The 16,306-nt window shown below is 70.3% G+C and carries 12 protein-coding genes; 5 read left to right on the top strand and 7 right to left on the bottom strand.

The window, feature by feature from the left end; all coding sequences use genetic code 11:
* Window positions 1–22: 22 nt before the first annotated feature.
* Both AC6CCG_RS30355 and AC6CCG_RS30360 read left to right on the top strand, forming a co-directional pair.
* Entirely contained in the window at window positions 23–1,990 is a 1,968-nt protein-coding gene (locus AC6CCG_RS30355; protein ID WP_496658535.1) for an LTA synthase family protein, read from the top strand.
* Window positions 1,991–2,040: 50 nt separating this feature from the next.
* Window positions 2,041–3,531: a purine-cytosine permease family protein gene (locus AC6CCG_RS30360; protein WP_496658536.1), complete on the top strand. Its 1,491-nt coding sequence runs from the start codon at window positions 2,041–2,043 to the stop codon at window positions 3,529–3,531.
* Between the two features lie 1,349 nt (window positions 3,532–4,880).
* Here AC6CCG_RS30360 and AC6CCG_RS30365 read toward each other — a convergent pair.
* The 3 genes from AC6CCG_RS30365 to AC6CCG_RS30375 all read right to left on the bottom strand — a co-directional run bounded on the left by AC6CCG_RS30365 (window position 4,881) and on the right by AC6CCG_RS30375 (window position 7,537).
* A complete protein-coding gene (locus AC6CCG_RS30365; RefSeq protein ID WP_496658537.1) occupies window positions 4,881–5,714 on the bottom strand; it encodes a helix-turn-helix transcriptional regulator in 834 nt (277 codons plus the stop codon).
* 32 nt (window positions 5,715–5,746) lie between these two features.
* The gene (locus AC6CCG_RS30370) at window positions 5,747–6,505 is read right to left on the bottom strand and encodes an SDR family NAD(P)-dependent oxidoreductase (protein ID WP_496658539.1); all 759 of its coding nucleotides are present in this window, start codon (window positions 6,503–6,505) and stop codon (window positions 5,747–5,749) included.
* A 117-nt stretch (window positions 6,506–6,622) separates the two neighbouring features.
* A complete protein-coding gene (locus AC6CCG_RS30375) occupies window positions 6,623–7,537 on the bottom strand; it encodes a TIGR03560 family F420-dependent LLM class oxidoreductase (RefSeq protein ID WP_496658540.1) in 915 nt (304 codons plus the stop codon).
* A gap of 85 nt (window positions 7,538–7,622) precedes the next feature.
* Between AC6CCG_RS30375 and AC6CCG_RS30380 the strand changes: the two genes are divergently transcribed.
* The gene (locus tag AC6CCG_RS30380) at window positions 7,623–8,267 is read left to right on the top strand and encodes a TetR/AcrR family transcriptional regulator (RefSeq protein WP_496658541.1); all 645 of its coding nucleotides are present in this window, start codon (window positions 7,623–7,625) and stop codon (window positions 8,265–8,267) included.
* A gap of 90 nt (window positions 8,268–8,357) precedes the next feature.
* Here AC6CCG_RS30380 and AC6CCG_RS30385 read toward each other — a convergent pair whose 3' ends face one another.
* The 4 genes from AC6CCG_RS30385 to AC6CCG_RS30400 all read right to left on the bottom strand — a co-directional run bounded on the left by AC6CCG_RS30385 (window position 8,358) and on the right by AC6CCG_RS30400 (window position 13,402).
* The gene (locus tag AC6CCG_RS30385) at window positions 8,358–9,995 is read right to left on the bottom strand and encodes an alpha-L-arabinofuranosidase family protein (protein ID WP_496658542.1); all 1,638 of its coding nucleotides are present in this window, start codon (window positions 9,993–9,995) and stop codon (window positions 8,358–8,360) included.
* Window positions 9,996–10,059: 64 nt separating this feature from the next.
* A complete protein-coding gene (locus AC6CCG_RS30390) occupies window positions 10,060–10,941 on the bottom strand; it encodes a carbohydrate ABC transporter permease (RefSeq protein WP_496658544.1) in 882 nt (293 codons plus the stop codon).
* Window positions 10,938–11,915 carry a carbohydrate ABC transporter permease gene (locus AC6CCG_RS30395; protein ID WP_496658545.1) on the bottom strand — a complete coding sequence of 326 codons (978 nt, stop codon included), beginning with the start codon at window positions 11,913–11,915 and terminating at the stop codon, window positions 10,938–10,940. Before AC6CCG_RS30395 ends, AC6CCG_RS30390 begins: the two co-directional genes overlap by 4 nt.
* Window positions 11,912–13,402, bottom strand: a complete 1,491-nt coding sequence (locus AC6CCG_RS30400) for an ABC transporter substrate-binding protein (RefSeq protein WP_496658546.1) — start codon at window positions 13,400–13,402, stop codon at window positions 11,912–11,914. The genes AC6CCG_RS30395 and AC6CCG_RS30400 overlap by 4 nt, the downstream gene beginning before the upstream one ends.
* 141 nt (window positions 13,403–13,543) lie before the next feature.
* On the opposite strand from AC6CCG_RS30400, the gene AC6CCG_RS30405 reads away from it, so the two are divergent.
* Both AC6CCG_RS30405 and AC6CCG_RS30410 read left to right on the top strand, forming a co-directional pair.
* Entirely contained in the window at window positions 13,544–14,797 is a 1,254-nt protein-coding gene (locus tag AC6CCG_RS30405; protein WP_496658547.1) for an ROK family transcriptional regulator, read from the top strand.
* Window positions 14,794–16,278, top strand: coding sequence for a sulfatase family protein (locus AC6CCG_RS30410; protein WP_496658548.1), 1,485 nt, complete (start codon window positions 14,794–14,796; stop codon window positions 16,276–16,278). The genes AC6CCG_RS30405 and AC6CCG_RS30410 overlap by 4 nt, the downstream gene beginning before the upstream one ends.
* Window positions 16,279–16,306: the final 28 nt, after the last annotated feature.

Genomic DNA, 16,306 nt, shown 5'->3' on the forward strand with positions numbered 1-16,306 from the left:
TCCGGCAGGTATCGTACGAACGATGACCGCCGAGCCGACGAGCCCTTCTACCGCCGCCGACGATCACCCGATCTCCTCCCGGATTTGGTTCCTCGATCGCCGTACCGCCGCCTATCTGGCGGCCCTGCTGATCCCGCTCGCCGGGTATGGAATCGTCCTCAAGATCATCCGGATCGCGGACCGCGGCGAGCTGCCGGGACCGATCGCGCTGCTCGACCAGCTCAGCTCGGATCTGTTGTTCGGTACGGGATTCGGGCTGGCCTGGATGGTGATCTTCGCCACCCTGGGCCGGCTCCGGTTCGGCCGTCCGGTCGCCCTTTTCACCATGCACGGCTCCGCGATCATCGTCGCCGCGGTGACCACGGCCTTCCACGTCTACTACCTGCGGACGGGTTCGCCGCTGACGCTGAAGCGGCTCACCTCGGCGGTCGACTCCGCCGGCGAGATCTCCGGGCTGATCGCCGCCGAACTGCAGCCGGCGATCGTGATCTTGCTCCTGTCCGCCATCGGGTACGCCGTCGCCGGCCCGGCGCTGATGCTGCGGTTGTTCGCCCGCCGGGCCGAGGGTCGCGGCGCCGGATCCCGCCGGCCGCCGCTGGCCGCGGCGGTGCTCACCCTGGCGCTGCTGCTCGGCGCGGTCTACAGCGGGCCGTCATCGCCCAGCTACTTCTCCCGGACGCCGGTGCTGGCGGTCGGGCTGAGCGGCCTGGACGACCGGGCGGCCACCCGACCGGCCGACCTGCCCGAGCCGGACACGATCAGCCCGCCGGTCGGCACCAAGCTGGTCGCCGGTCCGAAGGCCGAGCGCCGCAACGTGGTGATCATCACCCTCGAGTCGCAGCGGGCGATCTCGACCGCCCCGTACGCGGCGGACCCGTCGATCACACCGAACCTCGCCGCGTTGGCCGAGCCCAGTCTGGTCGCCGAGCACGCGTACGCCGTGATGCCGCACACGTCGAAGTCGCTGACCGCGACGTACTGCGGGATCGAGCCGCCGTTCGACACCAGGAACAGCGAGTCCGGGCTCGAGGAGCCGGAGGGCCGCGGCGTGGCCGGGCGCTGCCTGCCCGAACTGCTGTCCGAGCAGGGCTACCGGACCGGCTTCTTCCAGTCCGCGACCGAGACGTACGACCAGCGCCGCGAGGTGATCACGAACCAGTTCGGCTTCGACGACTTCGCCGGCACCGAGGACCTGCCGACCGACGAGTTCTCGACGGCCAACTACTTCGGCTACGAGGACGACGTGATGCTGACGCCGAGCCGCGACTGGATCGAGCGCGATCCCGGCCGGCCGTTCCTGCTCGGCTACCTGACCGTCACCGCCCACCACGACTACGCGATGCCGGACGGGTTCGAGACCGAACAGCTCGCCGACGACCCCGAGCTGAACAACTACCTGAACGGGCTGCGATACCAGGATCGCTTTGTGGGCAAGGTGATCCAGCAGTTCAAGGACCTCGGGCTCTACGACGACACGATCTTCGTGATCTCCGGTGATCATGGTGAGGGCTTCGGCGAGCACAAGCTGCGCCAGCACGACAACACGATCTATCAGGAGGGCGTCCAGATCCCGCTGATCGTGCACGACCCGCAGCGGTTCGCCGGCGGGGAACGGATCACCACCCCGGTGCAGCACCCGGCGATCCTGCCCACCGTGACCGACCTGCTCGGCTACTCGATCAGCGGCGGCACGTACCGGTCGGCGTCGCTGCTGAGCCGGGCGGCCCGGCCGCCGGTCATGATCAGCTGCTTCGAGGAGGCCAGGTGCCTGGCCCGGATCGAGGGCTCGCTCAAGTACATCCACCACTACGGCTACCGGCCGGACGAGGTGTTCGACCTGGCCGCGGATCCCGGCGAGACCAGGAACCTGGCCGAGACGATCCCCGCCGACGACCTGACCCGCTATCGGGACGAGGTCCTGCAGTGGCGGCGCCAGGTGGACCGGATGTACGACGACTACCGCAACCCTCCCCCACCGCAGCCTCGCTGACCTCGGCCGGACGGGCGCCGATCGGGGTCCGCGCATGTCATGATCATGGGATGACGGACTCCGCACCATCCGATCTCGGCGACCCGGCGGATCCGGGCGGCCGGGCGGCCCGGGTCTTCGGAGGGATCGAGACCAATGCCCTGAATCCGATCGCCGAGGACGAGCGGGCCGGGCGTCCGCGGGGCCTGTTCTGGCCCTGGTTCGGCGCCAACGTGTCCGTGTTCGGGATCAGCTACGGCGCCTTCGTGCTCGGCTTCGGCATCTCGGCGGGACAGGCGATCGCCGTCGGTGTGATCGGCATCATCGTCTCGTTCGCCCTCTGCGGATTCATCTCGCTGGCCGGCAAACGCGGTTCGGCGCCGACGATGGTGCTGACCCGGGCCGCGTTCGGGGTCCGCGGCAGCCGGCTGCCGGCGGTGATCTCCTGGCTGCTCACGGTGGGCTGGGAGACCGCGCTCACCTCGCTCGCGGTCCTGGCGACCTCGACGGTGTTCACCGCCCTCGGCTGGCACGGCGGCACCGCGACCAAGATCGTCGCCCTGATCGTGGTCGCGGCGTTGATCTTCGTCAGCGGCGTGTTCGGGTTCACGATGATCATGCGGCTCCAGGTCCTGATCACCGTCGTCACCGGCGTCCTCACCGTGGTCTACGCCGTCCTGGTGCTGAGCCACGTGGACCTGGCCGCCGTCGGTTCGCTGCCGGCCGGCGCCGTGCCGCAGGTGATCGGCGGGCTGGTCTTCATGATGACCGGCTTCGGGCTCGGCTGGGTCAACGTCGCCGCGGACTACTCCCGCTACCTGCCGCGCTCCGCGAACAGCGCCGCGGTGGTCGGCTGGACGACGTTCGGCGCGGCCCTGGCCCCGGTCCTGCTGTTGATCTTCGGTGTCCTGCTGGCCGGCTCGTCGCCGGCGCTCAGCGAGCAGATCGCCGGCGACCCGATCGGTTCCCTGACCACCCTGCTGCCGACCTGGTTCCTGATCCCGTTCGCGATCGTCGCCGTGCTGGGGCTGGTCGGCGGAGCGGTGCTGGACATCTACTCGTCCGGCCTGGCCCTGCTCAGCGCCGGGCTGAAGGTGCCGCGCTGGGTCGCCGCCGGGATCGACGGCACGCTGATGATCATCGGCTCGATCTACATCGTCTTCGTCGCCAGCGACTTCCTGGGCCCTTTCCAGGGCTTCCTGATCACGCTCGGCGTACCCGTCGCGGCCTGGTGCGGCATCATGCTCGCCGACATCGCCCTCCGCCGCACCGACTACGCCGAAGCCGATCTGTACCGGACCGACGGCCGCTATGGTGACGTCCGGCCGGCCCCGATCATCCTGATCACTGCCGGCACCGTGATCGGCTGGGGCCTGGTCACCAACGCCGCCGCCCCCTGGCTCGGTTGGCAGGGCTACCTGCTCGGCCCGCTCGGCGGCCGCGAAGGAGCCTGGGCCGGCGCCAACCTCGGCGTCGCCGCTGCCTTGATCATCGGCTTCGTCGGCTACCTGCTCCTCGCGCGCCGCGCCGTCCGACGCCAGGAAGGTCCGTCCGGCGGCTAGCTGGACTCGCCCCCGGCCCGCAGCCTCGCCCCACGCCGTCGACCCGCGATTCTCGGCCCGCGCCGTCGACCCCATCCCGTGCCTCGCACGACCGGCCCGCGACAACCCCGACCGGCGCCGTCGACCCACATCACCGACCCGCGACTCTCGGCTCAGCCTCGTCGACCCCATCCCGCGCCCCACACGACCGGCCCGCGACAACCCCGCCCAGCGCCGTCGACCCACCCCGCGCCCGCACCGCCGGCCCGCGCCCCGCACCAGCGGCCAACGCCCCCAACACCGGCCCGCGACAACCCCGCCCGGCGCCGTCGACCCACCCCGCGCCCCACACCGCCGGCCCGCGCCCTACACCACCGGCCCTCGCGCCCCGCGCAGGAGCCTCCCCGCTCAACCCCAGTGGCACTGACCCCTCCTCGCCACGGAACGCGAGCGAGGCGAGGGCCGGATCGCGCCGGCGTCTCGCTGCCCTGGCACCGCGCGAAGAAACCGCAGCCGCCGTGCCCACGACCCGGGTCACCCACCCCGGCCCCATCGCCCCGCGCCAGCAGAACCGTGACGCCAGACCGTCATCGAGAGTGACGTTGCGAACACTTGGAATCGATTTCACAGATACGAATCGTCACACTCGGCGCGCCGGGAGGCGGCGAGAGGCGGCGAGAGGCGGCGAGAGAGGAACGCTCATTCTCGTGGTTCGCTGAGACGCTCCACGCCGATGTGGGCTCATCCCTGCGGCGTCGTCCCGTGCCCGTCTGCCTCGGCGCCGCCGACCCAGCCCGCACCGCCAGCCCACGGCGCTTCCCGCGCGTGGGCCTCGCCGATCAACCCGGCTGCACCCACCTTCCGATCCGACCGACCGATCCTGCCGGGACGCGCGGCGACCTCCCCACCTCTCTGCCGATCGGCCGGATCCGACCCGACCCGCCACCCCAGCCGGACCGCGCGGCCAGCTCTCCACCTCTGTGCCGAGCGGCCGGCTCCGAGACCACCCGCCACCGCTGCCAGAACACGCGGCCCGGCGCCGGCCGAACAGTCACCCCTGCCAGAACACGCGGCGACATCCCACCTCCTGCCGAGCGGCCGGCTCCGACCCGACCCGCCACCCCGCCGGAACACGCGACGAACCACGTCCTCCCTGCCGCTCGGGCGGCAGGGACCGAACAGCCACCCCCGCCGAGACACACGGGGCTCCCCTCACCCTCTGCCGCGCGGCCGGCTCCGACCGAACAGCCACCCCTGCCGGAACACGCGGCGAACTCCCCTCATCTCTGCCGCGCACCGCCACCGACCGAACAGCCACCCCCTGCCGGAACAAGCGACGAACTCCCTCTTCGCCGCCGGGCGGGCGGAGGTCAGGAGAGGGATTGGGCGCCCAGGACGCTGAGGAGGCGGAGCTTCTCGGCGTCCTCGGTGCCCGGGGTGGCGGTGAAGATCAGCAGGGAATGGGACTGGTGATCGTCGTGCAGGTGCTGGCACTGCACATTGATCACCCCGAGCTCGGGGTGCTGGATCCGCTTCTCGTCGTGACGCGGACCGACGTCGTGGGCCGCCCACAGGTCGGCGAACTCGGGGCTCGTCGCGCTCAGGTCGGACACGATCCGCTGCACCGTCGGGTCGTCCGGCAGCCGTGCCGAGGCCCGGCGCAGATCGGCGGCGAAGTTGCGGGAGTGCAGCGGATGATCTTCGGCGGGATAGATCCGGCGCGCCTCCGGTTCGGTGAACCAGCGATAGATCAGGCTGCGCCGCAATCCGGTGAAGCCGGTCTGGTTGCCGAGCAGCGCCACGGCCGACGGAGTCTGCACCAGGGTCTCGGCGAGCAACGTGATCACCTGCGCCGGGGTGTCGGCGAGACGGTCCAGCACCCGCATCAGACCGGGGCTGACGTGCTCCGACCGGGCGGTGCGCGCCGGCGGCTGGTGACCGGCAAGCCGGAACAGGTGATCGCGTTCGTCGAGGCTGAGCCGCAGGCCGCGACTGATCGCCGCCAGCATCTGCTCGGACGGCTGCGGACCGCGCCGCTGCTCGATCCTCGTGTAGTAGTCGGTCGACATCGCGCTGAGCAGGGCCACCTCCTCCCGCCGCAGACCGTCCGTCCGCCGGCGCGAGCCGCGGGGCAGCCCGACGTCCTCCGGTTGCAGCGCGAGGCGGCGGCTGCGCAGGAAGTCGGCGAGCTGGGCCCGGTCCATGCCTCGATCCTCTCCCGTACGGTGCCCGGCGGTCAGAGCAGGATCCCGCCGGACGCCTCGATCCGCTGACCGGTGACCCAGGCGGTCCGGTCCGACAGCACGGCCGCGATCAGCCGGCCGATGTCGTCCGGCTCGCCGACCCGCCCGAACGCGGTCTGCCCGGCCATGAAGGTCCGGGCCCGGTCGTCGTCGCGCATCGTACCGCCGCCGAAGTCGGTCGCGACCGGCCCTGGCGCCACGACGTTGACCCGGATCCCGCGCAGACCCAGCTCCTTGGCCAGGTAGCGGGTCATCACCTCGACGGCCCCCTTCATCGCGCCGTACAGGGTCCAGCCGTCGCCGGCGAACCGGGCCAGCCCACTGGACAGGTTGAGGATCGCTCCGCCGTCGTTGATCATCGGCGCCAGGGTCTGGATCAGGAAGTAGACGCCTTTCACATGCACCGCGTAGAGCAGATCGGCATCGGCCACGGTGGTCTGGCCGAGTCGGGTGGTGGCGGCGTGGCCGGCGTTGTTGATCAAGTAGTCGATCCCGGTCCGCTGCCACGCGGCCAGCCGGGACCGGAGATCATCGGCGAACCCGGCGAACGCGCCGACGTCGGCGGTGTCCAGCCGCAACGCCGCGGCCCGTCGCCCCGATTGTTCCAGTTCGGCCACCACGGCGGTCGCCTCGTCGGCGTTGCTGCGATAGGTGATGATCACGTCGACCCCGTCGGCCGCCAGGGCCAGGGCCGCGGCCCGGCCGAGGCCGCGGTTGCCACCGGTGATCAAGGCGAGCTTGCTGTCCGTCATTCCGATTCCGTCCTTCGCCGCCGGCGGCCCTTCCGCCGGTTCACCTCAAGCTTCGGTACGGGCGCGACGGCGGCCAAGGCCCCTTCGATCCAGGGATCGCCGATCCCTGGCTACGACTCAGGCCGGCGGCTCCGGCGGCTCCCGATTCGGCTCCACCTCGGCCAACTGCGGTACGGCAGCGGCCAGCACCTTGATCGTTTCGGGCGTCCAGGCCTGCGACATCACCAGCCCGACGTGGTCGATCCCGAGCGCCGCCTGATCGCGCACCCGCCCCACGAACTCCCGGGCGGTCTCGTCCGGGCCCAGCCGCGTGGCCAGCGTCTTCGTGATCTCCCCGTACGGCCGACCCAGGTCCGCACAGTGTCGGGCCAGCACCCCGAGCTTGTGGCGCAGCCGTACGCCGCCGTCCGGCATGTCGAACAGGTTGCAGGCGTCGGCGTACTGCGCCACCAGCCGCAATGTCTTCTTCTCCCCGTCGCCGCCGATCAGGATCGGCGGACGGGACCCCAGCGGGAGTGGATGGCCGATCGGCGCGGACAGCCGATAGTGCCGGCCCTCGAACGGGGACTGATCATCGCGCCACATCCGCAACGCCAATTGGAGCGTCTCCTCCAGCCGCTCGAACCGCTCGGCGACCGGGCCCATCGGCAGCCCCATCCGGTCGGCCTCCTCGCCGTGGTAGCCGGCGCCGATGCCGAGCCAGGCACGGTCGCCGGTCAGCACGTCGAGGCTGGTCACCGCCTTGATCAACAACGCCGGCGGCCGGAACGTCACCCCGGTGACCATTGCGCCGAGCCGGACCCGCTCGGTCCGCGCGGCCAGAAACCCGAGCGTCGTGTACGCCTCCAGCATGTCGGTCGCGTCGGCGGAGACGGTCGGATCGGCCTGCAGCAGGTGATCCGGAACCCACACCGTGTCGATGCCGGCCCGGTCGGCCGCTTCGGCGACCTTGATCAGGTTGTCCCGCAGCCCGGTCGGACCGTCGGGCCAGGTCTGGTTGGTCAGGCTGATGCTGATCTTGATCCCACTCATCGTCCTCACTCCTTCGCTCGCGTACTCCAAACCTAGAGTAACTCTAAAATTGGTGCAACGCCAAACTTGGTGTTAGATTTCCCTCGTGGGACTTCGTGAGCAGAAGAAGGAACAGACCCGGGCCCGGTTGATCGAGACCGCCTGGCGGCTGGCCAGCGATCGCGGCTTCGAGCAGGTCACGGTGGCCGAGATCGCGCGGGCGGCCGAGGTGTCCGAGGCGACGCTGTTCAACTACTTCCGGACCAAGGAGGACCTGTTCTACGCGCCGCTGGAGTCGTTCGGTGATCAACTCATCGCCGCGGTACGGGACCGGGCCGCCGGCACCGCGCCGCTCGCGGCGGCCCGCGAGTTCCTCTTGCAGAGCAGGGGTCTGCTGGCCCAGCCGGACGGCAACGGGACCACCGCGAAGGCCCAGCTGGAGACCACCCTGCGGGTGATCAGCGAGAGCCCCGCGCTGCTCGATCGGGAGCAGCGAGCCTTCGCCCGCTACACCGAGGACCTGGCGGCCGTCCTCAACGACGAGGACGGCGGCGACGACCCGTTCACTGCGGCGGTGGTCGCCCATACCGTCGTCGGCGTGCACCGCAGCCTGGTCGCCTACGTCCGCCGGCGCGTGCTCGGCGGGGCGTCGCTGCGGCGCGTGGCCGACGAAGTGCGCGAGCACGGTGCCCGGTCGTTCGACCTGCTCGAGACCGGCCTCGGCACGTACGGTGCCGGCAGGGACGCCTAGGAGCACGTTCCCTGAGCCAGCCGAAGGGCAGGCCAGATTCCGGCTCGGCGCTTCGACAGGCCCAGCGCTTCGACAGGCTCAGCGCGCGACTTACACGGCCAGCGTGAGCAGGCTGATCGAGTGGGCCGGCAGGCTGATCCGGCCGTCCTCGAGCGTGACCCGGCGCGGCTCGGTGAGCACGACCCGGCCCGGGTCGCCGATCGTGTTGATCGCGAACAGATCCGACTCGGCGGCGCCGATGGTCCGCAGCTCGGCCGCATCGGGGACGGAGGAGACCATGCCGTCGACCGACAGCTGCGCGGTGACGTCGGTGTCCGCGGAGCGGTTGATCACCGCGACCGTCAACCTGCCGTCGTCGGTGAGCGCGGACGACACGTCCAGGTCGGGCACGGCGCGCGGCAGTGTCCAGAACCGGCCGTCCGGCCGGCGGTGGGCGTCGGTGAGCCGGGTGTCGGTCCAGGTCGCGCCGCATCGGGCCTGACTCCGGGTCGGCCGCCCGCCGAAGTGGTTCTGGTACAGGTCCCAGACGTGGTACGTCGCCGTCCGGACCGACCCGTTCGGCCGGACGTTGATCAACCCGTTCGCGTTGATCAGGTTCACCGTGTTCGCCATGGTCACCGGGACCGGCAGCTGGGCAGCGCGGTGCATCGCGTGGAACACGCCGGCGTAGAAGAGCGCATCGGCCAGGGTGCGCGGACTGGTCCGGTTGACCCGGGTCGGGGTCTCCTCGGTCTGCCCCGGCAGTTCGCGCGGCGCCGTACCGCCGTCGTCGCCGGGCTGCGGCTCCGGCCAGCCGCGCGGCTCGACGTGCCTCATGTTCCACTCGTCCATGGAGATCGCCAGCGGTCGCTCGATCCGGTGCCGGGCCGCCAGACCGTGCACGTTCTGGGAGAACTCGACGATGGCCTGCTCGAAGAACAGGGCCTGGCCGACGACCGCCGCGAACTCGGCCGGGCTCGGATCGATCAGATGCCGGCTGGCGCCGTACAGATGCAGTGAGAAGTAGTCGGCCAGCTGACCCAGACCGGCCACCACCGGTTCGAGCCAGGACTCCCGTTCCTGCCCGACGGCGATGAAGCTGAGGTCGGGGTCGACGTTCCGCATGAACCGGGCATGCTCCTGCGCGTCCTCGACGTAGCGCTGCGGGCTGCGGTGGCCCATCTGCCACCGGCCGTAGACCTCGTTGCCGAGACCCCAGTAACGCACCCGGTACGGGTCCGGATGGCCGTCGGCCGCACGCAGCCGGGTGAGCTCGGTGTCGCCGCCGTGGTTGGTGTACTCGACCCAGCGGACGGCATCGTCGACGCTGCGGCAGGAGTGGGCCAGGTATGGCTCGGCGCCGACCGCTTCGGACCAGGCGAGGAACTCCGGCGTGCCGAAGCGGTTGGACTCCTCCGAGCCCCAGGCCAGTTCGAGCCGGCGTGGCCGGGAGTCCCGCGGGCCGACGCCGTCGCGCCACCAGTAGGCCGACGTGAAATTGCCGCCCGGCCAGCGCAGCACCGGCACGCCGAGCTCGCGGCAGGCCTCCAGGACATCGGCCCGGCAGCCCTGCAGCGGTCCCGGTTCCTTGATCGACAACTCCGAGCCCTCGTCGAAGACACCACCGTCGATGTTGCCGTAGAAGGCCTGCTCGAGGAAGTGGCCGTAGATCTGCTGGTCGATGGCCTGGTCCAGTGGCCGGGTCCCGAGGTCGATGGACGCCGTGTCGATGTTCGCAGTGTTGATCATGACTCCTGGGTTCGCGGGTACGGATGGTCGAGGCCCTTCGACAGGCTCAGGGCACGGGAACAGGTCATTGCTTGACGGCTCCGGCGACGCTTTCGACGAACTGCCGTTGCAGCGCGACGAAGACGGCGATCACCGGGGTGAGCGAGATGACCGCACCGGCGGCGAGCCCGGGATAGTCCGTACCGTACTCGCCGACGAACGCGGTCATGCCGACCGCGAGGGTGCGTAGATCGGGTTGACTCAGGGTGAACACCAGCGGCAGCAGGTAGGCGTTCCAGGCGCTCAGGAACTGCAGGATGATCACCGTCGCGGTGACCGGCCAGGCCAGCGGCAGGAACACCCGGAAGAAGATCGTCAGCGGGCCGGCGCCGTCGATCCGGGCGCACTCCTCGAGTTCCCTGGGCAGGCTGCGGAAGTAGCCGGCATAGAGCAGGGTCGCCGCGACGTGGCCGCCGGCGCCGAGCCCGAAGATCACCCCGAGGTGGGTGTTCAGCAGGCCGAGCTGGTCGGTCAGCTGGGTCACCGGGATGATCGTGTAGCCCTCGGGCAGGAAGAACGTGATCAGGAAGATCGCAATCAGGCCCTTCTTCCCGGGGAAGTCGCAGCGACCCAGGACGTAGCCGGCCAGCGCGCTCCTGATCACGATCAGGAGCACGGTGCCGACGGTGATGATCACGGTGTTGATCATGTAGTCGGAGAACCCGACCACGGACCAGGCGCGGGCGTAGTTATCCCAGACCGGCTGGTCCGGCAGCAGCGAGAGTCCCTTGCCGAAGATCTCCGGCTGCTGCTTCAGCGAGGCCGAGACGAGCCAGACGAACGGGTAGATCCAGATCGCGCAGAAGATCATCAGCGCGGCGCCGATCAGCCACCTGCCCTTCGACCGGCGCAGGCCCTTCGACCGGCGCAGGCCCTTCGACGGGCTCAGGGGGCGGTGGAGGGTCATGGCTGCCTCCGCCGGACGGCCCGGATCCCGGCGGCCTGGGCGACGGCCAGGATCACGGTGAGCAGGCCGAACAGGACCGCCGCCGCGGAGGCGTACCCGAGCTGCGGCACCGTCGCCTCGTAGGCCGTCCGGTAGATGAACAGCTCGATCACCTCCGAGGAGTACGCCGGGCCGCCGCCGGTCAGCGTCGTGACGAGGTCGAACACGTTCAAAGCTCCGATGATGTCGATCAAGGTGATGATCACCAGGAACGGCCTCAGCAGCGGCAGCGTGATGTGCCAGAACTCGCGCACCGGACCGGCCCGGTCCACCCGGGCCGCCTCGCCCAACTCGGGTGGGATCGTCTGCAGCGCGGCCAGCCAGTAGATCATGGTGATCCCGAGCCACTTCCAGACCCAGACCAGGACCACGGTGACCAGCGAGGTCTCGGAGTTGGCGGCGAAGTTCACCGGGGACTCCAGCAGGGCCATCCGGACCAGGGCCAGGTTGACCGGGCCGCCGGCGTCCAGGATCAGCGTGAACACGACGCCGATGATCGCTCCGGTGGTCACCACCGGCAGGAAGATCAACGTCCGGAAGAAGCCGCGGAACGGCGTGCGCCGGCTGTTCAGCACCAGGGCCAGCAGCAGCGCGCCGCCGACCCGCAGCGGCACGCCGATGATCATGAACACCAGCGAGTTGCGGAAGGCGCTCCAGAAGAGGTCGTCGGCCAGCAGTCGCTCGAAGTTGCCGAGCCCGATGAACGTGCCGCGCAGGGCGAAGCCGGGCCAGTCCAGGAACGCGTACCACCAGCTCGCGACCAGCGGATACACCGTGTACGCGCCGTACCCGAGCACCGTGGGCAGCAGGAAGAGGTAGATCCACCAGCTCTGCCGCAACCGGCTCCACCAGGAATTCCGGCGCGGCCGTCCGGAGCCGGCGGGCGCGTCGGCTCGCGGCTCGGTGAGCCTGGGGGCGGTCGTCCCCACCGTCACGGCCGGTAGTCCTCTCCGGGTTTCCAGTCGGCGAACACCCAGTCCTCGAGGCTGACCTGGGCACCCTTGCCGGCGGCCGCCTTGACGGCCCGTTCGCGCTCCTTCGTCATCGAGTCCTGCAGGGTCTTCAGCGCGCCGGCGTAGTCCTTGGTCGCTCCGGTCAACACCGCCTGGGCGATCGCGCCGAGGTCCGGGTCGACCGGCCGCTGCTCCACCAGGGCCTTGGCGACGTCGACGTTGCGGACCTGCGGCTGCGGCGCGAACTTCACGTCCTCGGTCATGTTCGCGATGTTGGCGCGGTAGGCCGGATGGACGTCCGCCTCGGCGACCAGTTGATCAAGGACCGGCGGTTGGTCCATCGCTCCGGCGAGCTTCTTCAGGAACTCCTGGTCGAGCATGGAGAACATCACGTCGGCGGCGAGCTTGGGCAGCTTGGCCTGCGCCGACACCCAGAACGTGCCGCCGGGAGGTGCGCTGTAGATCGTCGGCGGATTCCCTTCCGGGGTGGCGATCCGCCAGACCCCGATCCCCCGGTCGACCGCTTCCGGTTCCTGCACCTTGAGACCGCCGATGTACCACGGCCCCCAGGCGTAGACCGCCGCCTCGCCGGCCGCCCAGCGGGACCGGGCGTCCCGGGTGTTCATCGACGGCGACGCCGGATGGATCAGGCCGTCGCGCTGCAGGGAGAGCAGGAACTCGAACGCGTCGAGGTACGGCTGCCCGGCGTAGGCGTACTCACCGGTCCGCGGATCGATCGCCCCGACGCCGCCGGCGGCCATCGCGAACCGTTCCACCTGGCCGCCGAGATAGCCGGGTTCCTTGCCGGGCAGCACGAGCGGGTGTGCCTTGTCGGAAAGGCTCTGCTTCAGCTTCTGCAGGGCCGCCCGGTAGTCGTCCCAGCTCGACGGCGACTGCTCCGGGTCGAGGTCGGCCTGCTTCAACTGCGCCGTGTTCAGCCAGGGGGAGCCGTCGTGCCACCGGCCGCTGAACAGCGGGAACGAGTAGACCTTGCCGTCGAACCGGTGGATGCCGTCCAGCAGCTGGTCGGCGATCGGCGAGCCCTCGAGGTCGACGAAGTCACCGATCGGCTGGAACCAGCCGGCCCCGACGAGCGCCGCCGGGCTGCCGTCCAGGCCGGCCAGTGAATGGACGTCGGGTGACTGGCTGCTTCGGCGGGCCAGCTGCAACGCCTGGCCGAGCGCCGGTCCGTCCATCTCGCGGCGGCTGACGGTCACACCCGGATGGGCCTGCTGGTACGGCTCGAAGAGCCGCTGGGTGAACAGCGTGGTGAGCGGCCGGAAGTGGTCCCACCACTGGACGGCACCGGTGCTGGCGCCACCGCCGGGTGCCGGTGACTGGGCCGGCTCGCCGCTGCCGGTGCAGCCGGACAGCACGGTTCCGGCGATCGTCGCACCGGCGAGTCCCGCCGCGGTGCCGAGCAGCCGCCGGCGACTGAGTCTCGGAAAGCTGTCCGGGACGTAGCTCATCGGGGACCCCCTTGTTCGTACCGACGCCGATGCCCCGACCGTAGGGCCGCCTGACGGTATCTGTCAATGACCTTGACATAAGTGACGGCTATTTACGATTGATCGATTGTCGGAAATGTCGGGGTGCCTTACAGTGGGCGCGTGCGCAACCACGACGGCGGGCACCCGATGCGCCGCGACCACGAGGAACGGGTGATCGCGGCGCTGCGCGACCTCGGGCCGCTGAGCCGCTCGGAGCTCGCGCAGCGGGTGGGGATCTCGCGCACGACCATGTCCGACATCACCCACCACCTGATGAATCGCGCGGTGATCGTCCAGTACGAGGCGCCCGACGAGGCCGACGACGAGCGTCGGCAACCCGCCGGGCGCGGCCGGCCGGCCAGTCGGCTGGCCCTCAACCCCAGGGCCGGCCAGCTCGCCGGGATCGACTTCGGGCACCGTCGCGTGCATGTCGTCGTCGTCGACGCCGCGCACCGGATGGTCGCCTCGGAGATCCGCCGCTACCCCGGCGACTCGGACTGGCCGGCCCGGGTGGCCGAGGCGCTGGAGCTGCTCCAGCAGTTGGGCCGGCGCGCCGACGTTGAGCTCGCCGGGCTGACCGGGATCGGGGTCGGGTTCCCGGGGCCGTTCTCGCCGCGGATGCCGACGTTCGACTCGGAGGATCATCCGGAGACGACGCCGAGCGAGTTCGTCCGGAACCGGCTGCGGGAGCAGTACCCGGTGCCGATCATGATCGACAACAACACCCGGCTGGCCGGGCTGGCCGAGGCGGTCTGGGGCGGCGCCGAGACCGATCACCTGGTGTACGTCCGGCTCTCCGACGGGATCGGCGGCGGTCTGGTGATCGGCGGCCGGCTGGTGACCGGGGCAGAGGGCTTCGCCGGCGAACTGGGACATGTCTCGGTGCGGTTGGACGGACCGGACTGCCGCTGCGGCAAACGCGGCTGTCTGGAGACCATCGCCTCCGTGCCGGCGGTGCTGGCGCGGTGCCAGGAACTGGGCGCCCGGGTCACCTCGCTGAGCGAGCTCCGGACCGCCGTCGAACGGGCCGATCCGCTGGTGGACCGGGTGCTCCGGGACGCCGGTGACGCCCTGGGCCGGGTGCTCGGCACCATGGCCGTCACGCTCAACCCGGCCGAGATCGTCGTCGGCGGCGAGATCGTCCAGCACGCCCCGCAACTGCTGGCCCAGGCCCGGATCATGATCAACTGGGAGCTGCAGTCGATGGCCGGGTCGGAGCTGCGGGTCCGGCCGGCGTCGCTCGGCGACGAGGACGGCGCACTGGGTGCCGTCGCCGCGCTGCTGCACACCTCGCCGCTGCTGGCCAACTACCCCGTCGCCGGTACGACGCCGGACGATGATCATCGAGAAGCAGAGGACCTGACCGCGTCGTGACCTCCAACGTGCTCTTCCTGATGACCGACCAGCACCGGGTGGACACCCTCGGCTGCTACGGCAACCCGACCGTCGCCACGCCGAACCTGGACCGGCTTGCGGCGAGCGGCACCCGGTTCGACCGTTGGTACACCCCGACCGCGATCTGTACGCCGGCCCGGGCCAGCCTGCTCACCGGCCAGGCACCGTTCCGGCACCGGCTGCTGGCCAACGCCGAACGCAACGTCGGCTATTTGGAGGACCTGCCGCCGGACAGCTTCAGCTTCTCCGCGACCCTCCGCGAGCGGGGCTACAACTGCGGGCTGATCGGCAAGTGGCACACCGGGACGCATCGCACGGCCGAGGACTTCGGCTTCGACGGGCCCGACCTGCCGGGCTGGCACAACCCGGTCGACATCGGTGACTACCTGGCCTATCTGGCCGAGCACGGCTACCCCGAACACAAGATCACCGACGAGATGCGCGGCACGATGCCGAACGGGCGGCCGGGCAACCTGCTGGCGGCGCGACTGCAGCAGCCGGTCGAGGCCACCTTCGAGGCCTACCTGGCCACCCGGACGATCGAACTGCTGGAACGCTATGCCGCCGACCGCGCGGACCAGGGCCGGCCGTTCTACCTGGCGTTGAACTTCTTCGGGCCGCACCTGCCGTACGTGCTGCCGGATCGCTACTTCGATCTGTACGATCCCGACCGGATCGAGTTGCCGGCGTCGGCGGCCGAGACGTTCGAGGGCAAGCCGCCGGTGCAGCGCAACTACAGCGCCCACTGGGCGTTCGACACCATGACGGCCGCCGACAGCCGGAAGCTGATCGCCGCCTACTGGGGCTATGTGACCATGATCGACGAGCAGCTCGGCCGGGTGCTGGACGCCCTCGACCGGCTCGGGCTCGATCAGGAGACGGCCGTGTTCTTCACCGCTGATCATGGTGAGTTCACCGGCGCCCACCGGTTGCACGACAAGGGCCCGGCGATGTACGAGGACATCTACCGGACACCGGGCTTGATCAGGATCCCCGGCGGCCCGGCCGGGCAGGTCTGCGACGAGTTCGTCAGCCTGACCGACTGCACCGCGACGATCCTCGAGCTGGCCGGCTGCGACCCGTCCCCGGCGGTCGATTCCCGCAGCCTGCTGCCGCTGGTCCGAGGCGAGTCCCCGGTCTGGGACGACCACATCGTCTGTGAGTTCCACGGCCACCACTTCCCTTATCCACAACGGATGCTGCGCACCGACCGGTACAAACTGGTGATCAATCCGGACTCGGTGAACGAGCTGTACGACCTCGCCGTGGACCCCGACGAACTGCACAACCGCTACGCCGACACCGCACTCGCCGGGATCCGCGACGAACTGACCGCCCGGCTCTACCGGCTGCTCCGGGACCGGGGCGACAACTTCCACCACTGGATGACCTCGATGTACCCGGTCGGCGACGACGTCCGGGAGAACCCGTCGGCGAGCCGGATGGAGACATCGCCCTAGCAGCATCGCCGTCCATGATCGTGAAGCG

This window comes from Microlunatus sp. YIM B11417, from assembly GCF_059617205.1.